General features: G+C 70.4%; 22 protein-coding genes. 14 read left to right on the top strand and 8 right to left on the bottom strand.

The window, feature by feature from the left end:
- The first annotated feature begins 212 nt into the window (after positions 1-212).
- Entirely contained in the window at positions 213-1,589 is a 1,377-nt protein-coding gene (locus C9J49_RS14420) for an NCS2 family permease (protein ID WP_107181981.1), read from the top strand.
- Here C9J49_RS14420 and C9J49_RS14425 read toward each other — a convergent pair.
- Positions 1,576-2,262 carry a TetR/AcrR family transcriptional regulator gene (locus C9J49_RS14425; protein ID WP_107181982.1) on the bottom strand — a complete coding sequence of 229 codons (687 nt, stop codon included), beginning with the start codon at positions 2,260-2,262 and terminating at the stop codon, positions 1,576-1,578. The genes C9J49_RS14420 and C9J49_RS14425 overlap by 14 nt on opposite strands.
- Positions 2,263-2,466: 204 nt before the next feature.
- Between C9J49_RS14425 and xdhA the strand changes: the two genes are divergently transcribed.
- From xdhA to guaD, 4 genes are all read left to right on the top strand, one after another.
- Positions 2,467-3,960, top strand: a complete 1,494-nt coding sequence (gene xdhA / locus C9J49_RS14430; protein WP_107181983.1) for a xanthine dehydrogenase small subunit — start codon at positions 2,467-2,469, stop codon at positions 3,958-3,960.
- Positions 3,944-6,427, top strand: a complete 2,484-nt coding sequence (xdhB, locus tag C9J49_RS14435; RefSeq protein WP_107181984.1) for a xanthine dehydrogenase molybdopterin binding subunit — start codon at positions 3,944-3,946, stop codon at positions 6,425-6,427. Before xdhA ends, xdhB begins: the two co-directional genes overlap by 17 nt.
- Positions 6,414-7,277, top strand: a complete 864-nt coding sequence (gene xdhC, locus C9J49_RS14440) for a xanthine dehydrogenase accessory protein XdhC (RefSeq protein WP_046080315.1) — start codon at positions 6,414-6,416, stop codon at positions 7,275-7,277. Before xdhB ends, xdhC begins: the two co-directional genes overlap by 14 nt.
- 272 nt (positions 7,278-7,549) lie before the next feature.
- A complete protein-coding gene (guaD, locus tag C9J49_RS14445; RefSeq protein WP_107181985.1) occupies positions 7,550-8,875 on the top strand; it encodes a guanine deaminase in 1,326 nt (441 codons plus the stop codon).
- Positions 8,876-8,964: 89 nt separating this feature from the next.
- Here the strand turns inward: guaD and C9J49_RS14450 are convergent, their stop codons facing one another.
- From C9J49_RS14450 to C9J49_RS14475, 6 genes are all read right to left on the bottom strand, one after another.
- Positions 8,965-9,960, bottom strand: a complete 996-nt coding sequence (locus C9J49_RS14450) for an adenosine deaminase (protein WP_107181986.1) — start codon at positions 9,958-9,960, stop codon at positions 8,965-8,967.
- Positions 9,961-9,973: 13 nt separating this feature from the next.
- Complete coding sequence (cydC, locus tag C9J49_RS14455; RefSeq protein WP_107181987.1) at positions 9,974-11,722, bottom strand: thiol reductant ABC exporter subunit CydC; 1,749 nt, start codon at positions 11,720-11,722, stop codon at positions 9,974-9,976.
- The gene (gene cydD, locus C9J49_RS14460) at positions 11,715-13,379 is read right to left on the bottom strand and encodes a thiol reductant ABC exporter subunit CydD (protein WP_107181988.1); all 1,665 of its coding nucleotides are present in this window, start codon (positions 13,377-13,379) and stop codon (positions 11,715-11,717) included. The genes cydC and cydD overlap by 8 nt, the downstream gene beginning before the upstream one ends.
- Before the next feature lie 4 nt (positions 13,380-13,383).
- Positions 13,384-14,385 carry a cytochrome d ubiquinol oxidase subunit II gene (gene cydB / locus C9J49_RS14465; RefSeq protein ID WP_046080309.1) on the bottom strand — a complete coding sequence of 334 codons (1,002 nt, stop codon included), beginning with the start codon at positions 14,383-14,385 and terminating at the stop codon, positions 13,384-13,386.
- 3 nt (positions 14,386-14,388) lie between these two features.
- Positions 14,389-15,798 carry a cytochrome ubiquinol oxidase subunit I gene (locus C9J49_RS14470; RefSeq protein ID WP_035598721.1) on the bottom strand — a complete coding sequence of 470 codons (1,410 nt, stop codon included), beginning with the start codon at positions 15,796-15,798 and terminating at the stop codon, positions 14,389-14,391.
- Positions 15,799-15,998: 200 nt separating this feature from the next.
- Positions 15,999-16,979 (bottom strand): calcium/sodium antiporter, encoded by a 981-nt coding sequence (locus tag C9J49_RS14475; RefSeq protein ID WP_046080308.1) that lies wholly within the window; start codon positions 16,977-16,979, stop codon positions 15,999-16,001.
- Positions 16,980-17,149: 170 nt separating this feature from the next.
- Between C9J49_RS14475 and C9J49_RS14480 the strand changes: the two genes are divergently transcribed.
- The 9 genes from C9J49_RS14480 (at position 17,150) to C9J49_RS14520 (ending at position 26,008) form a co-directional block, all read left to right on the top strand.
- Entirely contained in the window at positions 17,150-18,430 is a 1,281-nt protein-coding gene (locus C9J49_RS14480) for a paraquat-inducible protein A (protein WP_046080531.1), read from the top strand.
- Positions 18,427-20,109 carry an intermembrane transport protein PqiB gene (pqiB, locus tag C9J49_RS14485; RefSeq protein ID WP_107181989.1) on the top strand — a complete coding sequence of 561 codons (1,683 nt, stop codon included), beginning with the start codon at positions 18,427-18,429 and terminating at the stop codon, positions 20,107-20,109. The genes C9J49_RS14480 and pqiB overlap by 4 nt, the downstream gene beginning before the upstream one ends.
- Positions 20,106-20,705, top strand: a complete 600-nt coding sequence (locus C9J49_RS14490) for a membrane integrity-associated transporter subunit PqiC (RefSeq protein WP_046080306.1) — start codon at positions 20,106-20,108, stop codon at positions 20,703-20,705. The genes pqiB and C9J49_RS14490 overlap by 4 nt, the downstream gene beginning before the upstream one ends.
- A gap of 156 nt (positions 20,706-20,861) precedes the next feature.
- Positions 20,862-22,223, top strand: coding sequence for a DEAD/DEAH box helicase (locus tag C9J49_RS14495; RefSeq protein ID WP_035598710.1), 1,362 nt, complete (start codon positions 20,862-20,864; stop codon positions 22,221-22,223).
- A 59-nt stretch (positions 22,224-22,282) separates the two neighbouring features.
- Positions 22,283-22,786, top strand: coding sequence for a hypothetical protein (locus tag C9J49_RS14500; RefSeq protein ID WP_035598708.1), 504 nt, complete (start codon positions 22,283-22,285; stop codon positions 22,784-22,786).
- A 3-nt stretch (positions 22,787-22,789) separates the two neighbouring features.
- A complete protein-coding gene (locus C9J49_RS14505) occupies positions 22,790-23,323 on the top strand; it encodes a hypothetical protein (RefSeq protein WP_046080303.1) in 534 nt (177 codons plus the stop codon).
- A complete protein-coding gene (locus tag C9J49_RS14510; protein WP_258394074.1) occupies positions 23,310-24,533 on the top strand; it encodes an MFS transporter in 1,224 nt (407 codons plus the stop codon). Before C9J49_RS14505 ends, C9J49_RS14510 begins: the two co-directional genes overlap by 14 nt.
- A 77-nt stretch (positions 24,534-24,610) precedes the next feature.
- Positions 24,611-25,663 (top strand): asparaginase, encoded by a 1,053-nt coding sequence (locus tag C9J49_RS14515; protein ID WP_107181990.1) that lies wholly within the window; start codon positions 24,611-24,613, stop codon positions 25,661-25,663.
- A 108-nt stretch (positions 25,664-25,771) separates the two neighbouring features.
- On the top strand, positions 25,772-26,008 hold the full coding sequence (locus C9J49_RS14520) for a DUF2789 domain-containing protein (protein WP_046080300.1): 237 nt from the start codon (positions 25,772-25,774) through the stop codon (positions 26,006-26,008).
- A gap of 90 nt (positions 26,009-26,098) precedes the next feature.
- Here the strand turns inward: C9J49_RS14520 and C9J49_RS14525 are convergent, their stop codons facing one another.
- The gene (locus tag C9J49_RS14525) at positions 26,099-26,509 is read right to left on the bottom strand and encodes an SRPBCC family protein (protein ID WP_035598695.1); all 411 of its coding nucleotides are present in this window, start codon (positions 26,507-26,509) and stop codon (positions 26,099-26,101) included.
- Positions 26,510-26,548 lie beyond the last annotated feature (39 nt).

Below are 26,548 nucleotides of genomic sequence, written 5' to 3' on the forward strand. Positions count from 1 at the left end.
CGTCTCTTGTCGTCTCGTCTGTCGTCGCTCTTGCCTTCCGCCGCGGGGCGCGCGGTTCACGACGCCCCGGGCATATGACGCGTTGACCGGGTGCCGCCGGCCCGACGCTTGCACGCCGGCGAACCAGCGGCTAGCCTTGGTTTTCGCTGATCTTGACCAAAAGGTCAGAAAAATCTGCCTCACACCACCCACAACAACAACAGGGTATCGGCATGCAACAGACTTCCCCCCGCGCCGACGGGGCGCTCCACGCGGACGCACCCTCGCGGCAGGCCAGCCTGCCTCTCCTCGATCGGTGGTTCGGCGTCACCCGCCGCGGCTCGACGCTGAAGACCGAGATCCTGGCCGGCATCGCCACCTTCCTGGCCGGGATGTACATCATCGTGGTCAACCCCGCCGTGCTCTCGGACGCCGGCATTCCCTTCTCCGCGGCGCTCTCCGCCACCGTGCTGATCAGCTTCATGAGCAGCCTGGCGATGGGCCTCTACGCCCGCAACCCCATCCTGGTCGCCCCGGGCATGGGCATGAACGCGCTGTTCACCTACACCCTGGTGCTGGGCGCCGGCCTCAGCTGGGAAGTCGCGCTGGGCTGCGTGTTCTGGTCGGGGGTGCTGTTCGCCCTGCTGGCGGTGTTCAACGTCCGCCGCGCCATCATCGAGGCCATACCCGCCTCGCTGCGCTATGCCATCACCTGCGGCATCGGGCTGTTCATCACCTTCATCGGGCTGCAGAACGCCGGCTTCATCGTCGGCAGCGACGCCACCCTGGTATCGCTCGGCACCATGGACGCCCATCTCGCCACCTTCTTCCTCGGCCTGGTGGCCACCGCGGTGTTCGTGATCCTGCGCTTCAACGGCGCGCTGATCATGGGCATCGCCCTGACCACGCTGCTGGCCGCGCCCATGGGACGGCTGTGGGGCGACGAGGTGATGGTGGCCTGGAACGGCCTGGCCGCCTGGCCGGACTTCAGCGCCGTGATGCAGGTCGACATCCTCGGCGCGCTGAAGGTGGCCTACCTGCCGTTCATCTTCGTGATGCTGTTCACCAACTTCTTCGACGCCCTGTCGTGCTTCATGGCGCTGTCGGAATCGGCGGACCTCAAGGACGAGGACGGCAATCCGCGCAACCTCAAGCGCTCGATGACGGTGGACGCCTTCGCCTCGATGATCGCCGCACCGCTGGGCACCAGCGCCGCCCAGACCTTCATCGAGTCCGGCGCCGGCGTCGCCCAGGGCGGCCGCACCGGCCTGGTGGCGGTGGTGATCGCGCTGCTGTTCCTGCCTTTCCTGTTCCTCTCGCCGCTGCTGTCGCTGGTCCCCGGCATCGCCACCGCCCCGGCGCTGGTGCTGGTCGGCTTGTTCATGATGGCCCCCATCGGAAAGATCGACTGGCAGCGCTTCGACCAGGCCTTTCCCGCTTTCCTGGCCATCATCCTGATGCCGCTGACCTACTCGATCACCCTCGGCATCGCCTTCGGCTTCATGAGCTTCGTGCTGATCAAGGTGGCCACCGGGCGCCTCGAGGACATCCGCCCGGCGATGTGGGTGTCGGCGGCGCTGTCGGTGCTGCTGCTGGTCACCGCTCAGTAAGCGGTGCCTCGTCGGCCGGCGCGCGGTCGGCGGGGTGCTTCACCCCGCAGCCCTTGATCACCACCCGGGTCAGGAACTCGGTGATGCGCTCGATATCCTCGTCGGAGAGCGCCTCGCGGCCGGTGATGCCGGTGACCTGGGCCTCGAAGTCGGCGTAGTGCTGGGTCGAGGACCAGATCAGGAAGATCAGCCACACCGGGTCGACCGGGTCCATCAGGCCCCGCTCGGCCCACTGGCGAAACACCGCCGCGCGGCTGTGCACCCAGTCGCGCAGCTCGCCGCTCAGATACTCCTGCAGGAAGGGCGCGCCGCCGATGATCTCGCTGGCGAACAGCCGCGAGCCCTCGGGGTGCCGGCGTGACATCCACATCTTCGAGCGAATGAAAGCCGACAGCACCTCGGCCGGATCGTCGTCGGCCGAGATGTCGTCGAGCATGGCGTTCCAGCGCTCCATCACCTGTTCCAGCAGGCGCACGTAGAGCCTGCACTTGCTGCCCATGTAATAGAGGACGTTGGACTTGGGCAGCCCCGCCTGCTCGGCGATCTCCTGCACGCTGGCCCCGCGATAGCCGTGCCGGGCGAAGACCCGCTCCGCCGCCGCCAGGATCGCCTGCTCGTTGCGCCGGCGGATGGCGCCGCCTTCCTGTTCACTGCCGTTGTCTGCCTTGGCCATGGGCCCTCGCTGTCGGTACCGATCTGGCGCCAAAGAGTGCCTCAGAGCCCGGCACCAAGGCAATTCGGCATCACCGCCAACGCGCGATCGGCGTATAAAAAGTGGAGAGAGGCGCCGCGGCACTTGCCAAAGCTGACCATATGGTCAAGAATTAAGTCATTCCACGATTCCCGGCCACTACAACCACAATCGGAGCCGACACCCATGATCGACTTCTACCTCAACGGCAGGCGCCAGCGCTGTCGCGACGTCAGCGCGGACACCAGCACCCTCGAGCTGCTGCGCGACCGGCTCGGCCAGACCGGCACCAAGGAAGGCTGCGCCTCCGGCGACTGCGGCGCCTGCACCGTGGCGATCGGCGAGCCCGGCGACGACGGCGAGCTGGTCTATCACAACGCCAACGCCTGCCTGACCCCGGCCCACCAGCTCGACGGCTGCCACCTGGTCACCGTCGAGGGGCTGGCCGCCGACGAGCGTCTTCACCCCGCCCAGGCGGCGATGGTCGACTGCCACGGCAGCCAGTGCGGCTTCTGCACCCCGGGCATCGTGATGTCGCTGTTCACCCTCTACGAGGATCAGCGTCGCCGGCCTGCCCCGCTCACCCAGGCGCGCCTGGAAGAGGCCCTGGGCGGCAACCTGTGCCGCTGCACCGGCTACCGGCCGATCCGCGATGCCGCCTTGACCATGGGCGACTATCCCGCGGCCAATCCGGCCTGGGCCGAGGACGCCGGGCTTGCCGGCAACGTCGCCTGGCTGCGCCAGCCCCGCGACGGCGAGCCCGCCGCCGAGGGCCACGACGTCAGCCATTACGTCACGCCCCAGGACATCGCCGCCCTGCGCTCCCTCAAGGCCGAGCGCCCCGACGCCAGGCTGGTGGCCGGCGGCACCGACCTGTGGCTCGAGGCCACCCAGCAGCTCAAGGCGCTGGACGATCTGATCGACGTGCGCCAGGTCGCCGAATTGAATGCCATCGAGGAAGTGGATAGCGGCTGGTGGATCGGCGCCTCGGTCACCCTGGCCCGGCTGACACCGCTGCTGGATGCGCCCTACCCGGCCTTCGCGCACCTGATGCACCGCTTCGCCTCCTCGCAGATCCGAAACCGCGCCACGCTCGGCGGCAACATCGCCAACGCCTCGCCGATCGGCGACACTCCGCCGGTGCTGCTGGCCCTAGACGCCCGGCTGCGTCTCGACGGCCCCCGCGGCCCCCGCGAGCTGCCGCTGTCCGACTTCTTCCTTGACTACCGCAAGACAGCGCTGGCCGAGGACGAATTCATCGGCGCCGTCTTCCTGCCGCGCCCCGGCGCGGCGCAGAATCTCAAGGTCTGGAAGCTGTCGAAACGACGTGAGGACGACATTTCCGCGGTGCTCGCCGCCTTCGCCTGGCGCCTGGAGGACGGCGTGATGCGCGACGTGCGGCTGGCCTTCGGCGGCATGGCGGCCGTGCCCCGCCGCGCGCCCGCTGCCGAGGCCGCCCTGGAGGGCCGCGCCCCGGAGGCCGAGGCCTTCGCCGCCGCCCGCGCCGCGCTCGGCGAGGAACTCGCGCCGATGTCCGACGTCCGCGGCAGCGCCGAGTACCGGCGCCTGGCCGCCGGCAACCTGCTCGAGCGGCTGCGGCTGATGATCGCCGCCGAACAGGCCGCCAACGACAACAACGATTCCGCGACCAAGGTGACTCTCGATGCGTACGCTCACTAGGCTTTCCAACTCGCCCGAAGCCGCTCGTGCTTCAGAGACGTCTACGGCCAGCGCTTCCCGGGAGGCGTCCGGCCATGCCCGCGCCCACGAGAGCGCCGTCAAGCACGTGACCGGCCGCGCGCCCTATATCGACGATATCGCCACGCCGGCCAACGCCCTGCACGTGGCGGTGGGCTTCTCGCCGGTGGCCCACGGCCGCCTGACCCGGCTCGACCTGGAAAAGGTGCGCCACGCTCCGGGCGTGGTGGACGTGATCACCCTGGCCGACGTGCCCGGCCATACCGACATCGGCCCAGTGTTCCCGGGCGACCCGATCTTCGCCGACGACGAGATCAGCTACCTCGGCCAGAGCCTGTTCGCGGTGGCGGCAGAAAGCCACCGCGAGGCCCGGCTGGCGGTCAAGGAGGCGATCGTCGAGATCGACGAGCAGCCGGCGTCGCTGGACCCGGTGGCCGCCGCCGAGCGCGAGGAGTTCGTGCGCCCCACCCACGTGCACGAGCGCGGCGACTGGCAGACGGCCCTCGAGCGGGCGCCCCACGTGCTGGAGGGCGAGCAGTTCGTCGGCGGTCAGGAGCACTTCTACCTCGAGGGCCAGGCCTGCCTGGTGGTGCCCTCCGAGGACGAGGGCGTGATGGTCTACACCTCCAACCAGCACCCCAGCGAGAGCCAGAAGCTGGTCGCCGAGGTACTCGGCGTGCCCTTCCACGCGGTGACCATGGAGATGCGCCGCATGGGCGGCGGCTTCGGCGGCAAGGAGACCCAGGCCTCGCCCTGGGCCTGCATCGCCGCGCTGATCGCCCGGCGCACCAACCGCCCGGCCAAGCTGCGCCTGCCCCGCGCCGAGGACCTGCGCGCCACCGGCAAGCGCCACCCCTTCCACAACCGCTATCGGCTCGGCTTCGACGGGCACGGCGTGCTCGCCGGCGGCGACATCACCGTGATCGGCGACTGCGGCTACTCGCCGGACCTGTCCGAGGCGATCGTCGACCGCGCCATGTTCCACGCCGACAACGCCTACTCGCTGGGCGAGGCCCGGGTGACCGGCCAGCGCGCCCGCACCCACAAGGCGTCCAACACCGCCTTCCGCGGCTTCGGCGGCCCCCAGGGCATGATGATCATCGAGCGCGCCATGGACGACATCGCTCGCCATCTCGGCGAGGACCCGCTGACCGTGCGCAAGCGCAACCTCTACCGCGCCAAGGGCGAGGACGGCACGCCGCTGGACGTGACCCGCGATATCACCCACTACGGCCAGCGCGTCGAGCAGCTCACCCTGCTGCACGACCTGATCGGCCAGCTCGAACAGAGCAGCGACTACTGGGCCCGGCGCCGCGAGATCACCGCCTTCAACGCGACAAGCCCGATCGTGAAGCGCGGCCTGGCGCTGACGCCGGTGAAGTTCGGCATCTCCTTCACCGCCCAGCACCTCAACCAGGCCGGCGCGCTGCTGCACGTCTATACCGACGGCAGCGTACTGATCAACCACGGCGGCACCGAGATGGGCCAGGGCCTGCACACCAAGGTGTGCCAGGTGGTGGCCCGGGAGCTGGGTCTCGACCTGGAACGCGTGCGCATCAGCGCCACCCGCACCGACAAGGTGCCCAACACCTCGCCCACCGCCGCTTCCAGCGGCGCCGACCTCAACGGCCAGGCGGCCCGCGACGCGGCGAGCAAGCTGCGCGAGCGGCTGTTCGACTTCGCCGCCGGCCACTTCGACCAGGAGGCGGGCGGGCTCGACCGCGAGACCATGCGCCTGGAGGACGGCCAGCTGGTGGCCGGGCTCGGCGAGGCCGAGACGCGTATCCCCTGGGGCGAGCTGGTCCAGGCCGCCTATATCGGCCGCGTCTCGCTCTCCGAGAAGGGCTTCTACGCCACGCCCCTGATCCACTACGACCGCGCCACCGGCCGCGGCCGCCCCTTCTACTACTACGCCTTTGGGGCCGCCGTGGCCGAGGTCGAGGTCGACACGCTCTCCGGCGAGTACCGCGTCAGCCGCGCCGACATCCTCCACGACGTGGGCGATTCGCTGAACCCGGCCATCGACATCGGCCAGATCGAGGGCGGCTTCATTCAGGGCATGGGCTGGCTGACCAGCGAGGAGCTGGTCTGGAACGAGGCCGGCCGGCTGGTCTCCGACGGCCCGGCCACCTACAAGATTCCGGCCTTCGGCGACCTGCCCGAGACCTTCAACGTCGAGCTGATGCAGGGCCATCCCAACTCCCAGGCCAGCATCTACCGCTCCAAGGCCGTGGGCGAGCCGCCCTTCATGCTCGGCATCTCGGTGTGGTCGGCGCTGCGCGACGCCCTGGCGAGCCTCGCCGACTACCGCGTCAGCCCGGCGCTGGACACGCCCGCCACCCCGGAGCGGGTACTGATGGCCGCCGAGGCCCTGCGAAAGGCCCACACCACCGCCGATGCCGACCTGGATGCCGATCGTGACGAGAGGCCTGACCATGCACCCGCCTGAACCCTGGTACGCGGCGCTCGCCCGCCTGCAGCGCGAGGCGCGCCCTCACGCCCTGGCCAGCGTGGTGGGCGTGGCCGGCTCCACCCCGCGGGAGCCCGGCGCCAAGATGGTGATCACCGCCGACGACGTCCATGACACCCTGGGCGGCGGTCATTTCGAGCAGCAGGTGATCGAGGCCGCCCGCGAGGCGCTGGCCAGCGGCCGCACCGACACCCGGCTGGAGGCCTTCCCGCTGGGCGGACGATCCGGCCAGTGCTGCGGCGGCTACGTGCACGTGCTGATCGAGCCGTTCGCCGGCGCCGAGATGGACATCGCGCTGTTCGGCGCTGGCCACGTCGGCCGGGCGCTGGTCCAGGCGCTGGCGCCGCTGCCTTGGCGCGTGTGGTGGTTCGACAGCCGCGAGCACGCCTTCCCCGACGACGCTCGCGACCGCGACCGACTGCATCTCATGCAGCCGGCAGCCGGCGCCGAGGGCGCGGACGTAGAGGCCGCGGTGGCCTCGCTGCCGGCCGGCTGCCACGCCCTGGTGATGACCCACGATCACGCCGAGGATCGCGCCCTGGTCGACGCCCTGCTCCGACGCGGCGACTTCGCCTCGATCGGCATGATCGGCTCCGACAGCAAATGGGCGAGCTTCAGGAGCCGGCTGCGCGACGCCGGCCACGACGAGACAGCACTGGCAACGGTACGCTGCCCGATCGGCGTGCCCGGTGCCCACGGCAAGCGGCCCTGCGAGATCGCCCTGGCGGTGGCCGCCGAGCTGCTGACGCTCAAGCCCGACACTGCGCGCGACGACCGCCGCGGCGTCGCCCCGGAGACGCTGCGCCAGGCGTTTCCCTCGGATGGCTAAGCGCCACCTCTATCGCAGATAGACGAGCTTTTCTGGCGACATGCTATCGCGAGGCGCTGTGAACCCATCCCTGGGCGCTACTTTTGCCCTGCGGTGCTCTCGCATCCTGCTTCGCTTGCAGGACCGGTGCTGGCCATCCATGGCCAACCCGTTCGGCGAGGATCGCCTCACCCATGGCAAAAACCCTCGCTCCTGCATGCCCCCAGCGCTCGTCTTCTATCGACGCCCGAACATATCGCGCTACCCTCATGATGCGCTCACTGGAGAAATTGATGACGACCTCAAGTGCCTCGATGCGCCTGCTGCGCGGCCCGCTGCTGAGCTTCGACGCCGACCCGGGCGAAGGCGACACCCCGGCCGCGGGCAGCGTGCTCCATCTGGAAGACGGCGCCGTCTGGCTGGTCGATGGCCACATCCACGCCGTGGCCGACCACGCCGAGCTGGCCCCCCACCTGCCGCCGGACATCGAGACGGTGGACTACGGCGACAAGCTGATGATGCCGGGCTTCATCGACAGCCACGTGCACTATGCCCAGCTCGACATCATGGCCTCCTACGGCCGCCAGCTGCTCGACTGGCTCAACGACTACACCTTTCCCGAGGAGTGTCGCTTCGCCGAGCGTGCCCACGCCGAGGCGGTGGCCGAGGCCTTCCTCGACGAGACCCTGCGCGCCGGCACCACCACCGCCCAGGTGTTCTGCACCTCGCACCCCGGCTCGGTGGATGCCTTCTTCGGCGCCGCGAAGGCGCGCGGCCTGCGGATGCTGGCCGGCAAGGTGCTTATGGATCGCCACGCCCCCGAGGCGCTGGTCGACGATCCCCTCGGGGGGCTGGCCGACAGCGAGCGGCTGATCGGCGACTGGCACGGCCGGGACCGCCTCGGCTACAGCCTGACCCCGCGCTTCGCGCCCACCTCGAGCCGCGAACAGCTCGAAGCCACCGGCGCGGTGCTGCGCAATGCCCCGGACCTGCACCTGCAGACCCATCTGTCGGAGAACGAGGGCGAGATCGCCTGGGTCACCGAGCTGTTTCCCGAGTGCCAGGACTACCTGGGCGTCTACGAGCGCTACGGGCTGGTGGGCCCGCGCAGCACCTTCGCCCACGGCATCCATCTCGACCAGCCGATGCGCCGCCGGCTGGCCGTGGCCGGCGCCAACGTCGCCTTCTGCCCGACCTCCAACCTGTTCCTCGGCAGCGGGCTGTTCGACCGCCTGGCCTGCCGCGAGGCGGGGCTCGCCACCACACTCGCCAGCGACGTAGGCGCCGGCACCGATCTCTCGGGGCTCGCCACGCTCAAGGCCGCCTACCAGGTCGGCCAGCTGCGCGGCCAGCCGCTCACCGCCTGGCAGGGCTTCTACCGGCTGACGCTGGGCAACGCCCGGGCCCTGCATCTGGACGATCGCATCGGCCGCCTGCGCCAGGGTGGAGAGGCCGATATCGTGGTGCTCGACCCGCAGGCCACGCCGCTGCTGGCCCGGCGCACCGCACGCTGCCGCACGCTGGCCGAGACGCTGTTCGCGCTGATGATGCTGGGCGACGACCGCACCGTGTACGCCACCTGGGCCAACGGCCGCCGAGTCCATCAGCGAGACGCCTGATCGCGCTTCCAGGCACGCATCAGGTGCAAGGCAGGTACGAAAAGGGCGGCTCCTCGGAGCCGCCCTTTTCTCATGGATTACCGCCGAGATCAGCCGCAGGCCGCCAGCCGCTGACGCAGCTCCGCGCGGCGCGCCTCGCTCATGAAGGCCGCCTCGATGGCGTTGCCGGCGAGCCGGGCGAAGGTCTCGCGGGACCAGCCGAAGGCGCGCTGGCAGGCGAGGAAGTTCTCCAGCATGCCGCCACCGAAGTAGGCCGGATCGTCGGAGTTCAGCGTCAGGTTGAGCCCGGCCTCGAGCATCGCCGGCAGCGGATGCGCCTCCATGCGCTCGACCACCTTGAGCCGCAGGTTCGAGAGCGGGCACACGGTCAGCACCATGGCCTCGTCGCGCAGCCGCGCGACCAGCGCCTCGTCTTCCAGGCAGCGCACGCCGTGATCGATGCGGCAGACGTCGAGCACGTCCAGCGCCTCATGAATATAGGCGGGCGGCCCCTCCTCGCCGGCGTGGGCGACCCGGGCCAGGCCGAGCTCGGCGGCGCGGCGGAACGCCTGAGTGAACTTGCTCGGCGGATGGCCGACCTCGGCGCTGTCGAGGCCCACGGCATCGACCCGGTCGAGATAGGGCGCGGCCTGCTCCAGCAGCGCCTCGGCCTCATCGGCAGGCCGGTCGCGCAGGAAGGCGAGGATCATCGCTGTGGACAGGTCCAGCTCGTCCTCGGCGCGACGGCGGGCGCGCTCGAGCCCCTCCATCACCGCCTCCAACGCCACGCCCCGCGACAGGTGCGCCTGGGGATCGACGTGCATCTCCACGTGCACCACGCCCTCGGCGGCGGCACGCTGGAAGTAGTCCATGGCCAGGTCCTCGAAGTCCCGGGCGGTGAGCAGCACGCTCATGCCCTGGAAATAGAGGTCCAGGAAGGACTGCAGATCGGCGAAGTCGTAGGCGGCGCGCACCTCCTCCACCGAGGCGTAGGGCAGCGTCACGCCGTTGCGCTCGGCGAGCGCCATCATCAGTTCGGGTTCCAGGGTGCCCTCGATGTGCAAATGCAGCTCGGCCTTGGGCAGGGCCTTCAGGAAATCCCGCATGAATCACCTCGTATCAATGCTTTGCCCTATCCTGAAAGATTCCGCGCGGCGGCGCAAAGTCCTTCTCCGGCAGCAGGCTCAGGGCCTGCCAGCGATCGACGCCGGGCAGCGCCGTCTGTTCGGCCCGCTCGTGCACCAGATAGAGCACGCTGCGCCCGGCGAGCCAGCCATCGAGACGCTCGGCGATGCGCACGGCCAGCGCCGGATCGAGGCCGGCGAAGGGCTCGTCGAGGATCACCAGGCCGGGGTCGCGCAGCAGCAGCCGGGCCAGTGCCACCCGACGCGCCTGGCCGCCGGAGAGCCGGCGACCGCCCTCGCCCACCCGGGTGTCGAGCCCGCGGGGCAGCGCTTCCGCCCAGTCGGCCAGCTCCACCGTCTCGAGCACGGCCCACAGCCGCGCGTCATCGGCCTCGGGCGCGGCCAGAAGCAGGTTCGCCGCCAGGCTGTCGTCGAACAACTCGGTATGCTGGGTCAGGCAGGCGACCCGCTCGGCCAGCGCCTCAGGAGCGATCTCGCCGACCGGCGCCTCGTTCAGCCGCACGCGGCCCGCGTCGGGCGCGAGCTGGCCGGTGACCAGCGCCGCCAGGCTCGACTTGCCGCTGCCGGAGACGCCATGCACGGCCAGCCGCTCACCGGGGGAAAGCGCCAGCGAGAAGCCGTCGAACACCGGCATCAGGGCACCGGGATAGCGCTGCGAGACGTCCTCGAGGGCGAGTGCCAGCGCACCGGAGCGCAGCGATGTCACGGACCGCTCGGCGTCGTCGCGGCGGGCGTCATCCAGTGCGTTGAGGCGCTCGGCGGCGGCCAGGGTGGCGCCGAACTGGGTGAAGGCCATGGGCAGCGCGGTCAGCGCCTCGCTCATTGCCATCACCGCCAGCGGCATCATCACCATCAGCGGGCCGGACAGCGCCCCGGCCTGCCAGGCCAGCGCCGCCAGCCACAGCGCCGAGAGCCAGCCGAGCCCGACGGCCAGCCCGGCCACCGCCGTGCCCAGGGCCGAGAACCGCCCCAGGCGGCGCTGATCGGCGTAGAGCCGCTCCTCGATGGCCTCGAGGCGCCGCCGCTGGCCGGCCAGGGTGCCGTAGGTCTCGAGCTCGGCGAGCCCCTGGAGCTGTTCGACCAGCCGGCCCCGCAGGCGCTCCAGCTCATCGACCCGTTGCCGGCTGGCGGCGAGCCCCAGGCGCGCCTGGCCCAGCGTCAGCCAGCCCCAGGCGGCGCCGAGCAGCCCCGCCACCGCCAAGGCCGCCGCCGGCGACCAGATCGCCAGCAAGCCGGCCAGGGCGAGGATCGCCAGCAGCGCCACCGCCGCCGGCGCCAGCAGGCGCAGGAACAGGCTGTCCAGGGTGTCGATGTCGGCGGTCAGCCGGTTCAGCCAGTCGCTGGCCCGGCGCCGCGACAGCGTCTGGGCGTCGAGGCCGGCCAGCACCGCGAACATCCGCCCGCGCAGGTCGGCCAGCAGGCGCAGCACCGTGTCGTGGTTGTAGAGCCGCTCGACGTAGCGCGCCACGGTGCGGGTCACGGCGAAGCCGCGGATGCCGCTGCCGGGCACGTAGACGTCCAGGGTCATGGCCGCCCCGGCGGCCAGGGCGATGCCGGCCAGGCCGGTGGCGGTGATGAACCAGCCGGACAGCGCCAGCAGGCCGATCGCCGAGGCCAGCGCCAGCGCCATCAGCGCGGCGCCGGCCAACAGGCGGCCGCGGCGGTGGCCGAGCAGGCGCAGCCAGGGCGCGAGGGTCGCGATCACGCCGCGTCGCTCAGTCATGGGTCACCTCCTCCAGACGGCCGTCGCGCAGCGTCAGGTGCCGATCGGCGCAGGCCAGCGGCGCGGCCCGATGGCTGGCGATGACCAGGCTGCGTCCCTCGGCGGCCAGGGCCAGCAGCGCCTCGATGACGACCACCTCGCTCTCGGCATCGAGACTGGCGGTGGGCTCGTCGAGCAGCACCAGCCGCGCCTCGGAGAGGAACACCCGCGCCAGCGCCAGACGCTGGGCCTGGCCGCCGGAGAGGCCCACCCCGCGCTCGCCGAGCCGGGTGTCGAGGCCGTCAGGCAGGCCGGCCACCAGCTCGCCCAGCCCGGCGGCCGTGAGCGCCCGGTGCAGGGCCGCATCATCGGCTTCCGGTGCCGACAGGCGCAGATTGTCGGCCAGGCTGCCATGCACCAGCAGCGGGCGCTGGTCCATCCAGGCCACATGAAGCGACGCGGCGAGGCGACGCTCGCCGGCGTCCGGATCGAGGAACCCCGCCAGCAGCTGCAGCAGGGTCGACTTGCCGACGCCGGAGAGTCCGCTGATCGCCAGCACCTCGCCCGGCGCCAGCGCCAGGTCCAGCGGCCCCAGCACCCGCCCTCGCTCGGGATGCGACACCGCGACCGCCTCCAGCTCGGCCACCGCACGAGCGGTATGGGGCGCGGCCGGCGTCAAGCCGCTGCGGCGCGGCGTCTCGTCGAGCAGCGCCACCATGCCCTCGGCCGCCCCCAGGGCCGAGGCCCGGTCATGATAGTGCTGGGCCAGGCTTCTCAGCGGCTGGAAGAACTCCGGCGCCAGCAGCAGCACCAGCAGCCCCGAGAACAGCGTCAGCTGATCGGACGGCCCATAGGTGATGTAGCCGAGCAGGCCGAAGCCCACGTAGATCGCCACCACGGCGATCGACACGGCGGCGAAGAACTCCAGCACCGCCGAGGAAAGAAAGGCCAGCCGCAGCGGACGCAGGGTACGCCGCCGATAGTCGTCGGCGGCGGCCTGCACCTCCCCGGTGGCCGCCGCGGTGCGACCGAACAGCTGCAGGGTGGTGATGCCGCGGACCCGGTCGATGAAGTGGCGCGACAGCCGCGCCACGGCATCGAACTGCTCCTCGTTCAGTCGCTCGGCGCCCATGCCCACCAGGGCCATGAACAGCGGGATCAGCGGCGCCGCCAGCAGCAGGAAGACGGCCGCCAGCCAGTCGAGCCAGGCCACCACCGCCAGGATCACCAGCGGCAGCAGCACGGCAAGATAGCGCTGCGGCAGGAAGCGGGCCACATAGCCGTCCAGTGCCTCGACCTGATCCACCGCCCGCTGCGCCAGGCTGGCGCTGTGATGGCCGGTGAGGCCCACCGGCCCGAGCCGTTCCAGGTGATCGAGCAACTCGCGCCGAGCCCGGCGGCGCAGCCGCAGGCTGGCGGCCAGGCCCAGGGTCTCCTGGCCCCACTGGGCCAGGGCGCGCAGCCCCATCAGCCCCGCCAGGACAGCGAAGGCCGGAAACAGCGTGGAGGGCGCGCGGCCCTCCACCAGGAGTGATGTCACCAGCCAGGCCAGCAGCACCAGCTGAGCGACGGTGGCGAGGCCGGCGACCAGGCCGCAGCCCACGGCCAGCCCCAATCGTCCTCGTTCGGCGCGCGCCAGGCCGGCGAGCCAGGCGCGCGATGTCGATGCCTGCGTCATCGTCTCAGTGGTACCCCTCGCCCACGCGGACCTTGCCGCGGAACACCCAGTAGCTCCAGGCGGTGTAGGCCAGCACGATGGGGATCACGAACAGCACCCCGAGCAGCAGGAACAGCTGGGACTCCGGCGCCGAGGCCACGTCCCAGAGGGTGTAGTTCGGCGGCACGATCACCGGCCACTTGCTGACCACCAGCCCCAGGTAGGTGAAGACGAACAGCCCCAAGGTGGCGATGAACGGCTGGCCCTCGCGGCGCGCCTGCACCGAGCGCCACAGCCAGAAGGCACACAGCAGGGCCAGCGCCGGGAACACCCACAGCAGGTGCAGGTGGCCGAACCAGCGCTCACGCACCGCGTCGTCCACGAAGGGGGTCCACAGGCTGATGATGGCGAACACCGCCAGCACCGCGACCAGCAGGCGCGGCGCCAGGCGGTAGGCCCAGGCCTGGGTGTGTCCCTCGCTCTTCATGATCAGCCAGGTGGCGCCGAGCAGCGCATAGCCGGCCACCAAACCGATGCCGGTCAGCACCGAGAACGGGGTCAGCCAGTCCAGGGCACCGCCGACATAGACGAAGTCCTCGACCGGGAAGCCCTGGATGTAGGCGCCGACCACGGCCCCCTGGGCGAAGGCCGCCACGGTGGAGCCCCAGCTGAAGGCCCGGTTCCACCAGTGGCGATTGCGATGCGACTTGAAGCGGAACTCGAAGGCGATGCCGCGGAAGATCAGCCCCGCCAGCATCAGGAAGACGCCGATGTAGAGCGCCGGCAGGAACACCGAGTAGACCACCGGGAAGGCCGCCAGCAACCCGGCCCCACCGAGTACCAGCCAGGTTTCGTTGCCGTCCCAGATCGGTGCCACCGAGTTCATCAGCACGTCGCGGCTGTCCTCGTCCGGGGCGAACGGAAAGAGAATGCCCACGCCCAGGTCGAAGCCATCCATCAGCACGTACATGATCACACCGAAGCCGATGATGCCGGCCCAGATCAGTGTCAGATCGAACATTTCCATGGTTCAGCTCCTTCCCGGCTGGTTGGCGGCATCTTCGAAGGGCACGTGGGCGGCGGACAGCGGACGCTTGGGTCGCTCCACCTCGTCGTCGTGGGGCGGCTCGGGGAGCATGCCCTGACGCACGACCCGGGTCAGATACAGAGTGCCGGCGTAGAAGACCACGGCGTAGACCAGGACATAGCCGATCAGGGTGAACAGCGCCATGCCACCGGTCAGCGACGGCGTCACCGCCTCTTCCTGGGTCATGAGACCGTACACCAGCCAGGGCGCGCGACCGATCTCGGTGACGAACCAGCCGGCCAGGACCGCCAGGAAGGGGGCGATCGTCATCACTCGCATGAACTGCAGGTAGCCGCGACTCTCATAGAGCCGCCCCCGCGCGCGCAGCCAGGCGCCGATCAGCGCCGCGACGATCATCGCCAGGCCCATGGCGACCATCACGCGGAACGACCAGAACACCCACCACACCGGCGGCTGCTCCTCCGGCGGCACCGCGCTGACGCCCGGTACCTCGCCGTCCAGATCATGGGTCAGGATCAGGCTGGCGAGCCCCGGAATGCCGATCTCGAGGTGGTTCTCCTGGGCCTGCTGGTCGGGCCAGGCGAACAGCAGCAGCGGCGTCCGCGACTGGGTCTCCCAGTTGCCCTCCATGGCCGCCACCTTGGTGGGCTGGTGTTCCAGGGTGTTCAGGCCATGCTCGTCGCCGATCCAGGCCTGGGCCGGCGCCAGCACCAGCAGCATCCACAGGCACATGGAGAAGGCCTTGCGATTGGCCTCGACGTCACGGCCGATCAGCAGATACCAGGCGCTGACGCCGGCCACCACGAAGCCGCCGGTCAGGAAGGACGCCATCACGAAGTGCACGAAGCGATACGGGAAGGAGGCGGTGAAGATCGCCTCGCTCCAGTCGGTGACGTGGAAGCGCCCGTCGATCAGCTCGGTGCCGGCCGGCGTCTGCATCCAGCTGTTGGACACCAGGATCCAGAATGCCGAGATGAAGGTCCCCAACGCCACCATGATCGAGGCGAACAGGTGCACGCCCTGGGGCACCTTGCCGCGCCCGAACAGCAGCACGCCGAGGAAGGCCGCCTCGAGGAAGAAGGCGGTCACCACTTCATAGCTCAGCATCGGGCCGAGCAGGTTGGAGGCCGCCAGCGAGAAATTGCTCCAGTTGGTGCCGAACTGGAAGGCCATGACGATGCCGGAGACCACCCCCATGCCGAAGACCACGGCGAACACCCGGGCCCAGAAGTTGGCCAGGCGTTCCCAGGCGGGATTGGCGGTGCGATAGAAGAGACCGTTGAGCACGGCCAGATAGGATGCCAACCCGATCGTGAAGACCGGAAAGATGGCATGGAAGGACACCACGAAGGCGAACTGCAGCCGAGACAGCAGCAGAGGATCCAGTTCCATGAGGTACACCTCGTTCCTGCGGATCGATGAACGTGATGCGAAGGCACTCTCCGTGCTCTTGATCGTCGGGCGCGACGCGCCCTGCCGCATTCTTCCCTTGCCCGTCCCAGCCTAGCCGAATCCCCGGCCGCTGGAACAGGCAACGAAGTCATCTTATCGCGCCGAGATGTCGCTCGTGTGTGTCGCGATGTCGCAGTGCATCATGCGCCGCCGGCGTCTACCACCAGATGCACCATGAAGCCGATATAAGCCACGTACATGGCCAGCAGCACGCCACCCTCGAGGCGGTTGATGCGCCCCTGGCGACCGCGGCGCCCCAGGGCGAAGACCAGCATCAGCATGGTCATCGCCGCCATCATGCTCCAGTCGCGCAGCAGCACCTCGCGCCCCGTCTCGATCGGCGCGATCACCGCGGCCAGCCCGACCACGCCGAGGGTATTGAAGAGGTTGGAGCCCACCACGTTGCCCAGCACCAGGTCATGCTCGCCTCGACGCAGGGCACTGATCGCCGACGCCAGTTCGGGCAGCGAGGTGCCCACCGCCACCACCGTCAGGCCGATCACCAGGTCGCTGACGCCGAGACTCTGGGCGATGTCCACCGCGCCCCACACCAGCAGCCGCGAGCTGGCCACCAGCAGCACCAGACCCAGCAGCGTCCACCCCAGGGCGGCCTTCAGCGACATCGGATGCGTGGCCAGCTCGGCCTCGGTGTCCGCCGACAGCGGATCGGTGCCATCGCGCAGGCCGCGAATCACGCTGTAGGCCATGAAGGCCACCAGCACCAGCAGCAGCAGCGCGCCCTCGAGGCGCACCACGCCACCCAGCAGCAATACCGCCGACAATGCCGTCGCGCCGCCCAGCACCGGCAGCTCGCGCCGCACCATGCCGGAATGCACCGCCAGCGGTGCGATCAGCGCCACCAGGCCCAGGATCAGGCCGATATTGGCGATGTTCGAGCCGAAGGCGTTGCCCAGCGCCAGGCCGGGATTGCCCTGCCCGGCGGCGATGGCCGAGACCACCAGCTCCGGTGCCGAGGTGCCGAAGCCGATCACCAGCATGCCGATCAGCAAGGGGGATAGACCGAGTCGGGCGGACGTGGCCGCCGCGCCGTCAACGAAGCGCTCGGCGCTCCAGACCAGCAGGATCAGGCCTGCCACCACCGCCAGGGCGGGAAGCATCATGGTGTCTCCATCGGAACAAATGAGACGCGCATGGTTGACTATGGTGCCCCCCGCGTCAACGTGACACACTTCAGGTCAAGCCGCTGGATCGTCAGGAGGACGCCATCGCCGTGCCAAGGCCGGCCTTTCGCCATCTCGCCCTGCCCACCCAGGCGCCCTACGTCGACCGCATGCCGCCGGAGGCCCGCGCCACCCGGCGACGCCTGCGCGCCTGCCACGAATGCGACTGGCTGATGGCGCTGCCGCCGCTGCATTCCGGCGAGCAGGCGGTATGCCCTCGCTGCGGCCACGCCGAGGTGCGCCGCCATCGTTATCCGGCCCAGCGCAGCCTGGCGCTGGCAATCGCCGCGCTGGCATGCCTGGCGATCGCTGCGTCCTTCCCTTTCCTGGCGTTCAGCGTGCGCGGCGTGGGCCACGGCATCGACCTGCCCCAGACCGCCACCGACCTGATCGCGCACCATGCTCCCCTGGTAGCCATGGTGGTGCTGCTGACCATCCTGGTGCTGCCGGTCCTCTACCTGCTGGCCGTGGTGTGGCTGCAGATCGGCCTGCTGGGCGGCAGGCCGCTGCCGGCCAGCCGCAGCGCGGCTCGTGCCCTGGCCCACCTGCAGCCCTGGATGATGGCCGACGTGTTCCTGATCGGCACCCTGGTCAGCCTGATCAAGATCGTCGGGCTCGCCCAGATCGCGCTCGGGCCGGCCTTCTGGGCCTTCGGCGCCTTCGCGCTGCTGCTGCTGGCGACCAACCAGTCCGTGGACCGCGACTGGCTGTGGTTCGCGCTGGCCGGCGAACCGCCGGCGCCGGAGGGCAGCCAGACCGGCCGCCCCGCCGCCCCCCAGGGACTCACCGGCTGTCACACCTGCGGCCTGGTGGGCCGTCTGGATGCCGCCGGCCATGGCCAGTGCCGGCGCTGCGGCGAGCCGCTGCATGCGCGCCGCCCCCACAGCCTGCAACGTACCTGGGCGCTGCTGGCCGCGGCGGCGGTGCTCTACGTGCCGGCCAACGTCTATCCGATCATGACCACCGTCAGCCTGGGGCGGGCCAGCCCCAGCACCATCATCGGCGGCATCGTCGAGCTGATCGAGATGGGCTCCTGGCCGGTGGCCCTGGTGATCCTGGTCGCCAGCGTGATCGTGCCCATCGGCAAGCTGCTGGCGCTGGTCTGGCTATGCCTGGTGGCGCCGCGCGCCCGCGGCGACCGCTCCCTGACGCGTACCCGCATGTATCGCCTGACCGAGTTCATCGGCCGCTGGTCGATGGTCGACATCTTCGTGGTCGCGATCCTGGTGGCGCTGATCCGCGCCGGCAACCTGATGGCGGTCGAGCCCGGCCCCGCGGCCGTGGCCTTCGGCGGCGTGGTGGTGCTCACCATGCTCGCCGCCATGAGCTTCGACCCCCGGTTGATCTGGGACACGCCCACTTCCACAGCGGATGAGGAAGCCCCGCAATGAACGACACGCCCCCTGACGCCGCGCCCGATAACGAGCACCGCGCCCGGGCCACCCGCCAGGCACCGCTGTCGCCGATCTGGATCGTGCCCATCGTGGCGCTGCTGATCGGTGCCTGGCTGGTCTACGACAGCTACCTGAGCCGCGGGCCCCTGATCACCCTGACCATGGAGAGCGCCGACGGCATCGAGGCCGGCAGCACCCTGATCAAGACCCGCAACGTCGAGATCGGCCAGGTGACCTCGGTGAACCTGTCCGAGGACCTGTCCGAGGTGGTGCTGACCGCTCGCATGACGCCCGAGGCTGCGCCAATGCTGGTCGAGGACAGTACTTTCTGGGTGGTCAAGCCTCGCATCGGTCGCGAGGGCATCAGCGGGCTCAATACCGTGCTGTCAGGGGCCTACCTGCAGCTCGAACCCGGCCAGAGCGAGGAGGAGGCGGAGCGGTTCACGGTCAGCGAACAGCCGCCGGTGGCACCCCCCGGGGCCGAGGGGCTGCGCATCAACCTGCTCAGCGAGGCGGGCAACGGCCTCACCGTCGGCGATCCGGTGACCTACCAGGGCTTCACCGTGGGCCGGGTCGAGGAGTCCGAGTTCGACGTCGAGACCCGGCGCATGCGCCACCGCATCTTCATCGAGAGCCCCTATCACCGACTGGTCACCGACAACACCCGCTTCTGGGGCTCCAGCGGCGTCGACCTGCGGCTCGACTCCGAGGGCGTGCGCGTCAGGCTCGACTCGCTGGAGGCCATGGTCAGCGGCGGCGTCACCTTCGGCGTCCCGGAGGACCTGCCGCGTGGCCTTCAGGCCGAGCCCGACAGCACCTTCACCCTCTACGCCGACGAGGACAGCGCGCGCGAGGGCACCTTCGACCGCTACCTGGAGTACGTGCTGCTCATCGAGGACACGGTGCGCGGCCTGTCCCGGGGCGCCCCGGTGGAATTCCGCGGCGTGCGCATCGGTACCGTGGCCAGCGTGCCCTGGAACTTCACATCGCCCCAGCCCGAGCGCGATGCCCGCCTGGCCATCCCGGTGCTGATCCGTATCGAACCCCAGCGGCTCGGCATCGACAGCCAGACCCTCGACATGGACGAGTGGCGAGCGCGTTTCGAACGGCTGTTCCAGCGCGGCCTGCGGGCCTCGCTCAAGAGCGGCAACCTGCTCACCGGGGCGCTGTTCGTCGACCTCGGCCTGAACGCCGAGCGAGCCGACGACTACACCCCCGAGACCTTCGCCGAGCGCACCGTCTTCCCCACCACTTCCGGCGGGCTGGCACAGATCCAGGCCCAGGTCACCGCGCTGCTCGACAAGTTCAACGACCTGGAGCTCGAACCGATCCTCGCGGGCCTGGAGACCAACCTGGCCACGTCGGAAGCCACCCTGGAGCAGGTACGTCAGCTCACCGCCGGCGTCCAGTCGCTGCTCGACGATCCCGAGACCCGCGCCCTGCCCGGCGAACTCAACAGCACCCTGTCGGCGCTGCGCGGCACCCTCGAGGGCGTCTCCCCCGGGGCTCCCGCCTACCGGGATATCACCGAGACCCTGGACCAGCTCGAGCGCCTGCTGCGAGACCTCCAGCCGGCCGCCCGCCGCCTCGGCGACAATCCCGGCGCCCTGCTGTTCGACAGCCTGGACGCCGACGATCCCATGCCCCGCGCCCCGACCGACAGGAGTTCACCATGACCGCGCCGCGCGCCCTGCTGGCCCTGCTGGCCCTGCTCTGGCTCACCGGCTGTGCCCTGGGGGGCACACCGGCGACCCGCTACACCCTGCCCGATGCTGACGCGCCGGCCGCCGCCGGGTCGAACGCCACGCATGCTCTGGTGCTGCGGCCGCTACGCCTGGCGCCGTTGCTGGACGCCGAGGGCATCGTCGTTCAGCTCGACGATATCACCCTGCGCGAGGCCGGCGGCCACCGCTGGGCCGAGCCGCTGGGCCGTCAGCTCGAGCGCGGCCTGCGCGATCGCCTGACCGGTGCCTTGCCCGATACCCGAGTGCTGCTCGACACCGAGGCCGGCATCTCCACCGACCCGCTGCAGCTGAGGGTCACGGTGGACCGCTTCCAGGGGCGCCCCGACGGCCAGGCCCTGGCGGCCGGACGCTGGCAGCTGCTCGACGCCGATCAGTCGCTGCTGGATGCGGCGACCTTCCGCGTCACCACGCCCCTGGCCGAGGACGGCTACCCCGCCCTGGTCCGGGCCCTGGGCCGCAGCTGGGACGCCGCCGCCGAGCAGATCGCGTCGGCGGTCGCGCGCCAGCAGCGCCGCGCGACACCCTGACACGCCCCCGCGCCGGCTGCGCCGCTTTCAGCGCTATGGCATACTGACGCCTCTCGCGGCCGCCTCCCGCCGCCGCGATTCACCTCATTCCCTCGTTCCGCCTCGATCCGACCGCCCCGCGCGACGGATCGGGCGGGACGTTGCCGCGGAGACTGCATGACCTTTTCCGACCTTGGCCTGTGCCCCGAGCTGCTGCGCGCCATCGACGCCCAGGGCTATACCACCCCGACTCCTATCCAGAGCCAGGCCATCCCCGCCGTCCTCGGCGGCGGCGACCTGCTGGGCAGCGCCCAGACCGGTACCGGCAAGACTGCCGGCTTCACCCTGCCCATGCTGCAGCGCCTCAAGGACGGCCGTCGCCCGGCCAAGCGCGGCGTGCGCGCCCTGGTGCTGACCCCGACCCGCGAGCTGGCCGCCCAGGTCGGCGACAGCGTGCGCGACTACGGACAACACCTGCCGCTGACCTCCCACGTGATCTTCGGCGGCGTCGGCCAGCAGCCCCAGGTGGATGCCATCCGCCCGGGCCTGGACATTCTGGTGGCCACCCCCGGCCGTCTGCTCGACCTGCAGCAGCAGGGCCACGTCGACCTCTCCGGGGTCGAGATCCTGGTGCTGGACGAAGCCGACCGCATGCTCGACATGGGCTTCATCCACGACATCAAGAAGGTGCTGAAGCTGCTCCCCGAGCAGCGCCAGAACCTGCTGTTCTCGGCGACCTTCTCCAAGGAGATCCAGGCGCTGGCCAACAAGCTGCTCGACGATCCGACGCTGATCGAGGTGGCGCGCCGCAACACTCCCGCCGAGACCGTGGACCAGGCCGTCTACCGGGTCGACCGCGAACGCAAGCGTGATCTGCTCACCCACCTGATCAGCAGCCGCCAGTGGTTCCAGGTGCTGGTCTTCACCCGTACCAAGCACGGCGCCAACCGCCTGGCTGAGCACCTCGACAAGCGTGACATCTCGGCCATGGCGATCCACGGCAACAAGAGCCAGTCGGCCCGCACCCGCGCGCTGACCGCCTTCAAGTCCGGCGACCTGCAGGTGCTCGTGGCCACCGACATCGCCGCCCGCGGCCTGGACATCGACGAGCTGCCCCACGTGGTCAACTTCGAGCTGCCCAACGTGGCCGAAGATTACGTGCACCGCATCGGCCGCACCGGTCGCGCCGGTCACGACGGCCAGGCCGTATCGCTGGTGTGCGTCGACGAGCATGGTCTGCTCGGCAACATCGAGAAGCTGATGAAGCGCGACCTGACCAAGCACATCGAGCCCGGCTTCGAGCCCGACCCCAACGCCAAACCCGAGCCGATCGAGAACGGCCGCAATCGTGGCCGTGGCGGCAATGGCCGTGGTGGCAACGGTCGCGGCAACGGCGGCGGTGGTCGCAGCGGTAACGGTGGCAACCGCAGCAGCGCCGGCGGTAACCATGGCGGAAACGGCGGCGACCGCGACGGCCAGTCACCGGGGCGGCGCCGGCGTCGGCGCGGCGGACAGGATCGCCAGCGCACTGGCAATTGATATCCGATAATGCGAATGTATTCGCCTTATCGGCCGACACGACGCCTGCAAGGATGCCCATGGACACGCGAGAGCTGATCAACGACTACCGACTCTGGCAGCGCTTTCAGCGCCAGGCACAACTCGACCGCGAGCATCGCGCGGCCTGGCAGCAGCTGGAATCCGCCGGGGTCTCGGCCCAGCGCACCACCGAAGCCTACCGCAGCATGGCCGACAAGGCCGCGACCCAGGGGGCCTGCTATCGCACCCTCTTCCAGCGTGAGCTCGAATCGGGGGAGCGGCTGGCCTGCGAGGGCTGGCTGTTCGTGCGCCGGGTCCTCGCCGAGGGCGGCGCCACCCGCGTACGCGCCGCCCTGCTGCCGAGCTTCACCCTGACCGACGGCACCCTGCCGCCGGCAGAGGCCGGCGTCGAATCCATCACGCTGGAGATCTTCGACCAGCTGCTGGTCGATCGCGGCCTGGCCAGCATGGCGCGGGTCGATCGCATCGATGCCAGCGGCGACAGCCACTTCATCACCCTGATCGACAGTGTGAGAGGCGACCTGCGTCAACATATGAGCTGAACCATGTGGAAGCGACTGTTCGGCAAGCCCCCGATTCGCGTCTGGGTCATCAAGCAGGTCGACGGCGACTTGCTGCACCTGTGCGGCGAGGGCAGGATCACTCCCGAGGGCAAGCGGGCCCGTGACGACATGCTCAGCGCCCTGAAGCGGGGCGAGTACCAGGGCCCCGTGGAAATGATCGACAACGGCCTGGTGCTCAACGCCCGTCTGTTCGCGGCCCTGCTGCCGGACGACGCCTTCCGGCTCGACGCCGACGGCATCGCCCACTGGCAGGGCCAGCGGTGGCACGTCTCCAAGGTTCCCCAGCGCTGCTGGACCTACGACGGGCCGCTGGTCGCGCACACCATGACCCACGGCGACTTCGATCTGGTCAGCAGCGAGGACGTCAGCGGCATCCGCCAGCGTGCCAACAGCGACGCCCAGTCCGACGGGCGGCACCTGCAGTTCGGCGCGGCCGATGAGCTCGAGGGTGAGGCCGAATTCGCCGCACGCTGGCAGCGCCGTCGACAGACGGAGGAGCCGGATGGCGATCACTGACGGCGCGCGCCGACGGGCCGCGCCTTCCTCCCTGGCATTCATCGCCCTGATGGTGCTGGTCGGGCTCAACCTGCGGCCGGCACTATCGTCACTGGCCCCACTGCTCCCTCGCATCGAAGCCGACAGCGGCCTGCCGGTGCTGGCCATCGGCGCCCTGACCACCCTGCCCGTACTCTGCCTCGGACTCTTCGCCCCCTTGGCGCCCTGGCTGTCAGAACGCCTGGGCCCCGAGCGCACCCTGTCGCTGGCCTTGCTGATCCTGGCCGTCGGCCTCGCCCTGCGCGGACTGGCCGCACCGGCGTGGCTGTTCGGCGGTACCCTGCTGGTGGGCGCCGCCATCGGCGTCGCCGGCACGCTGCTGCCCGGGCTGGTCAAGCGAGAGCTTCCCGACAGCGCCGACCTGATGACCGGTGTCTACACCATGGCGCTGTGCCTGGGAGGCGCCCTGGGTGCCGGCCTCAGCATCCCCCTGGCCGAGACGCTGGACGGCTGGGCGCCGGCGCTCACCAGCTGGGCGGCGCTCGCGGCGATCAGCCTGATCGCCTGGCAGACGCTGATGCCGGCATCACCGCCACCGCGGAGGCAAGCCTCGGCCCGCGGCGATACCGGCGCGCTGCTGCGCCAGCCACTGGCCTGGCAGGTCACCCTCTACATGGGCTGTCAGTCCTCGCTGGCCTACATCGTCTTCGGCTGGCTGCCGACCCTGCTGGTGGAACGCGGCTACGACGACGCCGAGGCCGGCTGGATGACCGGCGCCTCGGTGATGCTGCAGCTGGGCGCGGCGCTGTCCGCCCCCTGGCTGGCCCGCCTCGGCCGCGACCAGCGACCGGCGCTGATGCTGGTGCTGAGCCTGATCGCCGGCGGTTTCTGGGTACTGCTGCAGGGACCGATCGAGTGGCGCTGGGCCGGCGTGGCGCTGCTCGGCTTCGGCCAGGGCGGCGGCTTCAGCCTGGCGCTGTCGCTCATCGTGCTGCGTACCGCGGATGCCCGACTGGCCGGCAAGCTCTCCGGCATGGTGCAGGGCGTGGGCTACGCCCTGGCCTCGCTGGGCCCGCTGGGCATCGGCGTGATGCTCGAGCTAGACCTGGGGCTGCCAGGCATCACCCTGGCGTTGACGGCCGTGACTGCCGCCGCCATGGTCTTTGCCCTGCTGGCCGGACGCGATCGTCGCCTGGCCAGCGACGAGACCGGCCACCTCGTGGTGCGCTGACCCCGCCCCACCCCAGGCCCTCTTGTGTGCCGGCGCCGGCGCCCTATCATGGTGGGCGTCTTCCGCCTGGAGCTCCCATGACGTCAACCGCTTCTTCCCTGCTGGTGATCTACACCGGTGGCACGTTCGGCATGGTGGACAGTCCCGACGGACTGATCCCCGGCCACGACATCGAGTCGCGCCTGCGGCGCACCCTGGCGACCCTGCCCCCGGCGCGCCAGGCCGGACTGGCCGACTTCCGACTCATCGCCACGCCGACGCCCATCGACTCGAGCGCCGCCACCCCCGCGGACTGGCAGCGCCTGGCCGGGCTGATCGCCGAACACTACGCCGACCATGCCGGCATTGTGGTGATCCACGGCACCGATACTCTGGCCTGGACCGCCGCCAGCCTGGCCTATCAGCTGCAGGGGCTGGACCGCCCGGTGGTGATCACCGGCGCCATGCAGCCGCTGGAAGCGCCCGGCAGCGATGCGCTGACCAACGTCGAGGCGGCGCTGCGCTTCGCCGCCGATCCGCGGCTGCAGGAGGTGGCGATCTGCTTCGCCGGCCGCCTGCTGCGCGGCGCACGCAGCCGCAAGTGGCAGGCTCGCGAGGCCGACGCCTTCGTCAGCCCCAACCACCCGCCGCTCGGCGAATGGGTCGACGACGACGCCGTGCTCTACCCCGGCCGCGGCCTGGAGCGTGCCCAGCGCGGCGCGCCACGCTTCGAACTGCCCGACTATGCGCCGCTGGCCGCCGGCGCGGTGCCGCGCATCGTGCTGTGGCCGGGGCTCGCCGCCTGGCAGCTCGAGGCCTGGCTGCTGGACGATCGCGTCAAGGGCGCGCTGTTGGAGGTCTGGGGCGGCGGCAACGTGCCCGACGATCCGCGCCTGGCCGGCGTACTGGCCCAGGCCGTCGGCGAGGGCAAGCTGCTCGCCGCCATCACCCAGTGCCCCCACGGGGCGGTGGCCATCGGCCACTACGCCGCCGGTCAGGCGCTGTCCGATGCCGGCGTGCTGTCCGGCGACGACATGACGCCGGAAGCCGCCGTGGCCAAGCTGGTCCACCTGCTGGCCCAGCCGCTCCCCGATGAGGAACGGCGCCGGCGCTTCCTGACCCCGCTGGTCGGCGAGCGTGCCGCCCCCTGAGGCGGAACGGGGGACCGAGCGTTGAAGACGCCTCGACCGCACCATCGCCATGACGGGGCCCGAACGGCTAGAGTGGAGACACACGTCCGCCCGCACAGGTGCCCTGCCATGGAACATCCCGATCATCCGTTCAGCGAACTCTTCGAACAGCTCGGCCTGGCCTCGGAGCCGGCGGCCATCCAGCGCTTCATCGAGCGCCACTCGCCGCTGCCCGAGAACGTGGAACTGCCCGACGCGCCTTGCTGGAACGAAGGCCAGGCGGAGTTCCTGCGCGAGGCGCTCGAAGCCGACGCCGACTGGGCCGAGGTGGTCGACCATCTCAATGCCTCGCTGCGCAAGGGCTGACCAGGCAGCGCCGGAAAGTGCCTGGAACAAAGCAAAGCCACCAAACGAGAACGCCGCCCGGATGGGCGGCGTTCTCGCTTTCGGATCACGCTATAGTCTGGCCGCGACGCGGTCGAGAATCTGCTGGCTGACGCGATTGACCAACGGTGTCACCGCGCGCTTGACCGCCTTTTCGACCAGCCGGTTATGAATCTCGTACTCCAGGGTCAGCGCCACCTCGGTGCCTTCGGGCACCGGCGTCAGCCGATAGCGGCCTCGGTTCCACACCCCGCTGAGCGATTCCCAGGCCAGCACCTCGGGCGGCTGATGCTCGGTGATCGCCACCTCGAAGGTCCAGTCCATGCGCACCGCGTGCACGTGCCAGCGATAGCGCCCCTCGCCCAGCGGCTCGATGCGCTCGATCAGGTCCGAATAGTCGACGAAGTCCTCGACCCGCTCGAGCAGGGCGAAGACACGCTCGGGCGGCGCCTCGAGAATGGCGCGATGTTCGATGGTGGCCATGCCGGTTCCTTGTGCTGGGGGCCTGTGCTGCCGTGTCAG

It is taken from the genome of Halomonas sp. SL1, assembly GCF_003030865.2.
GTDB lineage: Bacteria > Pseudomonadota > Gammaproteobacteria > Pseudomonadales > Halomonadaceae > Halomonas > Halomonas halophila.

Excerpts from the sequence above, each read along its gene's own strand:
- C9J49_RS14420 (WP_107181981.1), top strand. The coding sequence starts at position 213 with ATGCAACAGACTTCCCCCCGCGCCGACGGGGCGCTCCACGCGGACGCA.
- C9J49_RS14425 (WP_107181982.1), bottom strand. The coding sequence starts at position 2,262 with ATGGCCAAGGCAGACAACGGCAGTGAACAGGAAGGCGGCGCCATCCGC.
- xdhA (WP_107181983.1), top strand. The coding sequence starts at position 2,467 with ATGATCGACTTCTACCTCAACGGCAGGCGCCAGCGCTGTCGCGACGTC.
- xdhB (WP_107181984.1), top strand. The coding sequence starts at position 3,944 with ATGCGTACGCTCACTAGGCTTTCCAACTCGCCCGAAGCCGCTCGTGCT.
- xdhC (WP_046080315.1), top strand. The coding sequence starts at position 6,414 with ATGCACCCGCCTGAACCCTGGTACGCGGCGCTCGCCCGCCTGCAGCGC.
- guaD (WP_107181985.1), top strand. The coding sequence starts at position 7,550 with ATGACGACCTCAAGTGCCTCGATGCGCCTGCTGCGCGGCCCGCTGCTG.
- C9J49_RS14450 (WP_107181986.1), bottom strand. The coding sequence starts at position 9,960 with ATGCGGGATTTCCTGAAGGCCCTGCCCAAGGCCGAGCTGCATTTGCAC.
- cydC (WP_107181987.1), bottom strand. The coding sequence starts at position 11,722 with ATGACTGAGCGACGCGGCGTGATCGCGACCCTCGCGCCCTGGCTGCGC.
- cydD (WP_107181988.1), bottom strand. The coding sequence starts at position 13,379 with ATGACGCAGGCATCGACATCGCGCGCCTGGCTCGCCGGCCTGGCGCGC.
- cydB (WP_046080309.1), bottom strand. The coding sequence starts at position 14,385 with ATGGAAATGTTCGATCTGACACTGATCTGGGCCGGCATCATCGGCTTC.
- C9J49_RS14470 (WP_035598721.1), bottom strand. The coding sequence starts at position 15,798 with ATGGAACTGGATCCTCTGCTGCTGTCTCGGCTGCAGTTCGCCTTCGTG.
- C9J49_RS14475 (WP_046080308.1), bottom strand. The coding sequence starts at position 16,979 with ATGATGCTTCCCGCCCTGGCGGTGGTGGCAGGCCTGATCCTGCTGGTC.
- C9J49_RS14480 (WP_046080531.1), top strand. The coding sequence starts at position 17,150 with ATGCCGCCGGAGGCCCGCGCCACCCGGCGACGCCTGCGCGCCTGCCAC.
- pqiB (WP_107181989.1), top strand. The coding sequence starts at position 18,427 with ATGAACGACACGCCCCCTGACGCCGCGCCCGATAACGAGCACCGCGCC.
- C9J49_RS14490 (WP_046080306.1), top strand. The coding sequence starts at position 20,106 with ATGACCGCGCCGCGCGCCCTGCTGGCCCTGCTGGCCCTGCTCTGGCTC.
- C9J49_RS14495 (WP_035598710.1), top strand. The coding sequence starts at position 20,862 with ATGACCTTTTCCGACCTTGGCCTGTGCCCCGAGCTGCTGCGCGCCATC.
- C9J49_RS14500 (WP_035598708.1), top strand. The coding sequence starts at position 22,283 with ATGGACACGCGAGAGCTGATCAACGACTACCGACTCTGGCAGCGCTTT.
- C9J49_RS14505 (WP_046080303.1), top strand. The coding sequence starts at position 22,790 with ATGTGGAAGCGACTGTTCGGCAAGCCCCCGATTCGCGTCTGGGTCATC.
- C9J49_RS14510 (WP_258394074.1), top strand. The coding sequence starts at position 23,310 with ATGGCGATCACTGACGGCGCGCGCCGACGGGCCGCGCCTTCCTCCCTG.
- C9J49_RS14515 (WP_107181990.1), top strand. The coding sequence starts at position 24,611 with ATGACGTCAACCGCTTCTTCCCTGCTGGTGATCTACACCGGTGGCACG.
- C9J49_RS14520 (WP_046080300.1), top strand. The coding sequence starts at position 25,772 with ATGGAACATCCCGATCATCCGTTCAGCGAACTCTTCGAACAGCTCGGC.
- C9J49_RS14525 (WP_035598695.1), bottom strand. The coding sequence starts at position 26,509 with ATGGCCACCATCGAACATCGCGCCATTCTCGAGGCGCCGCCCGAGCGT.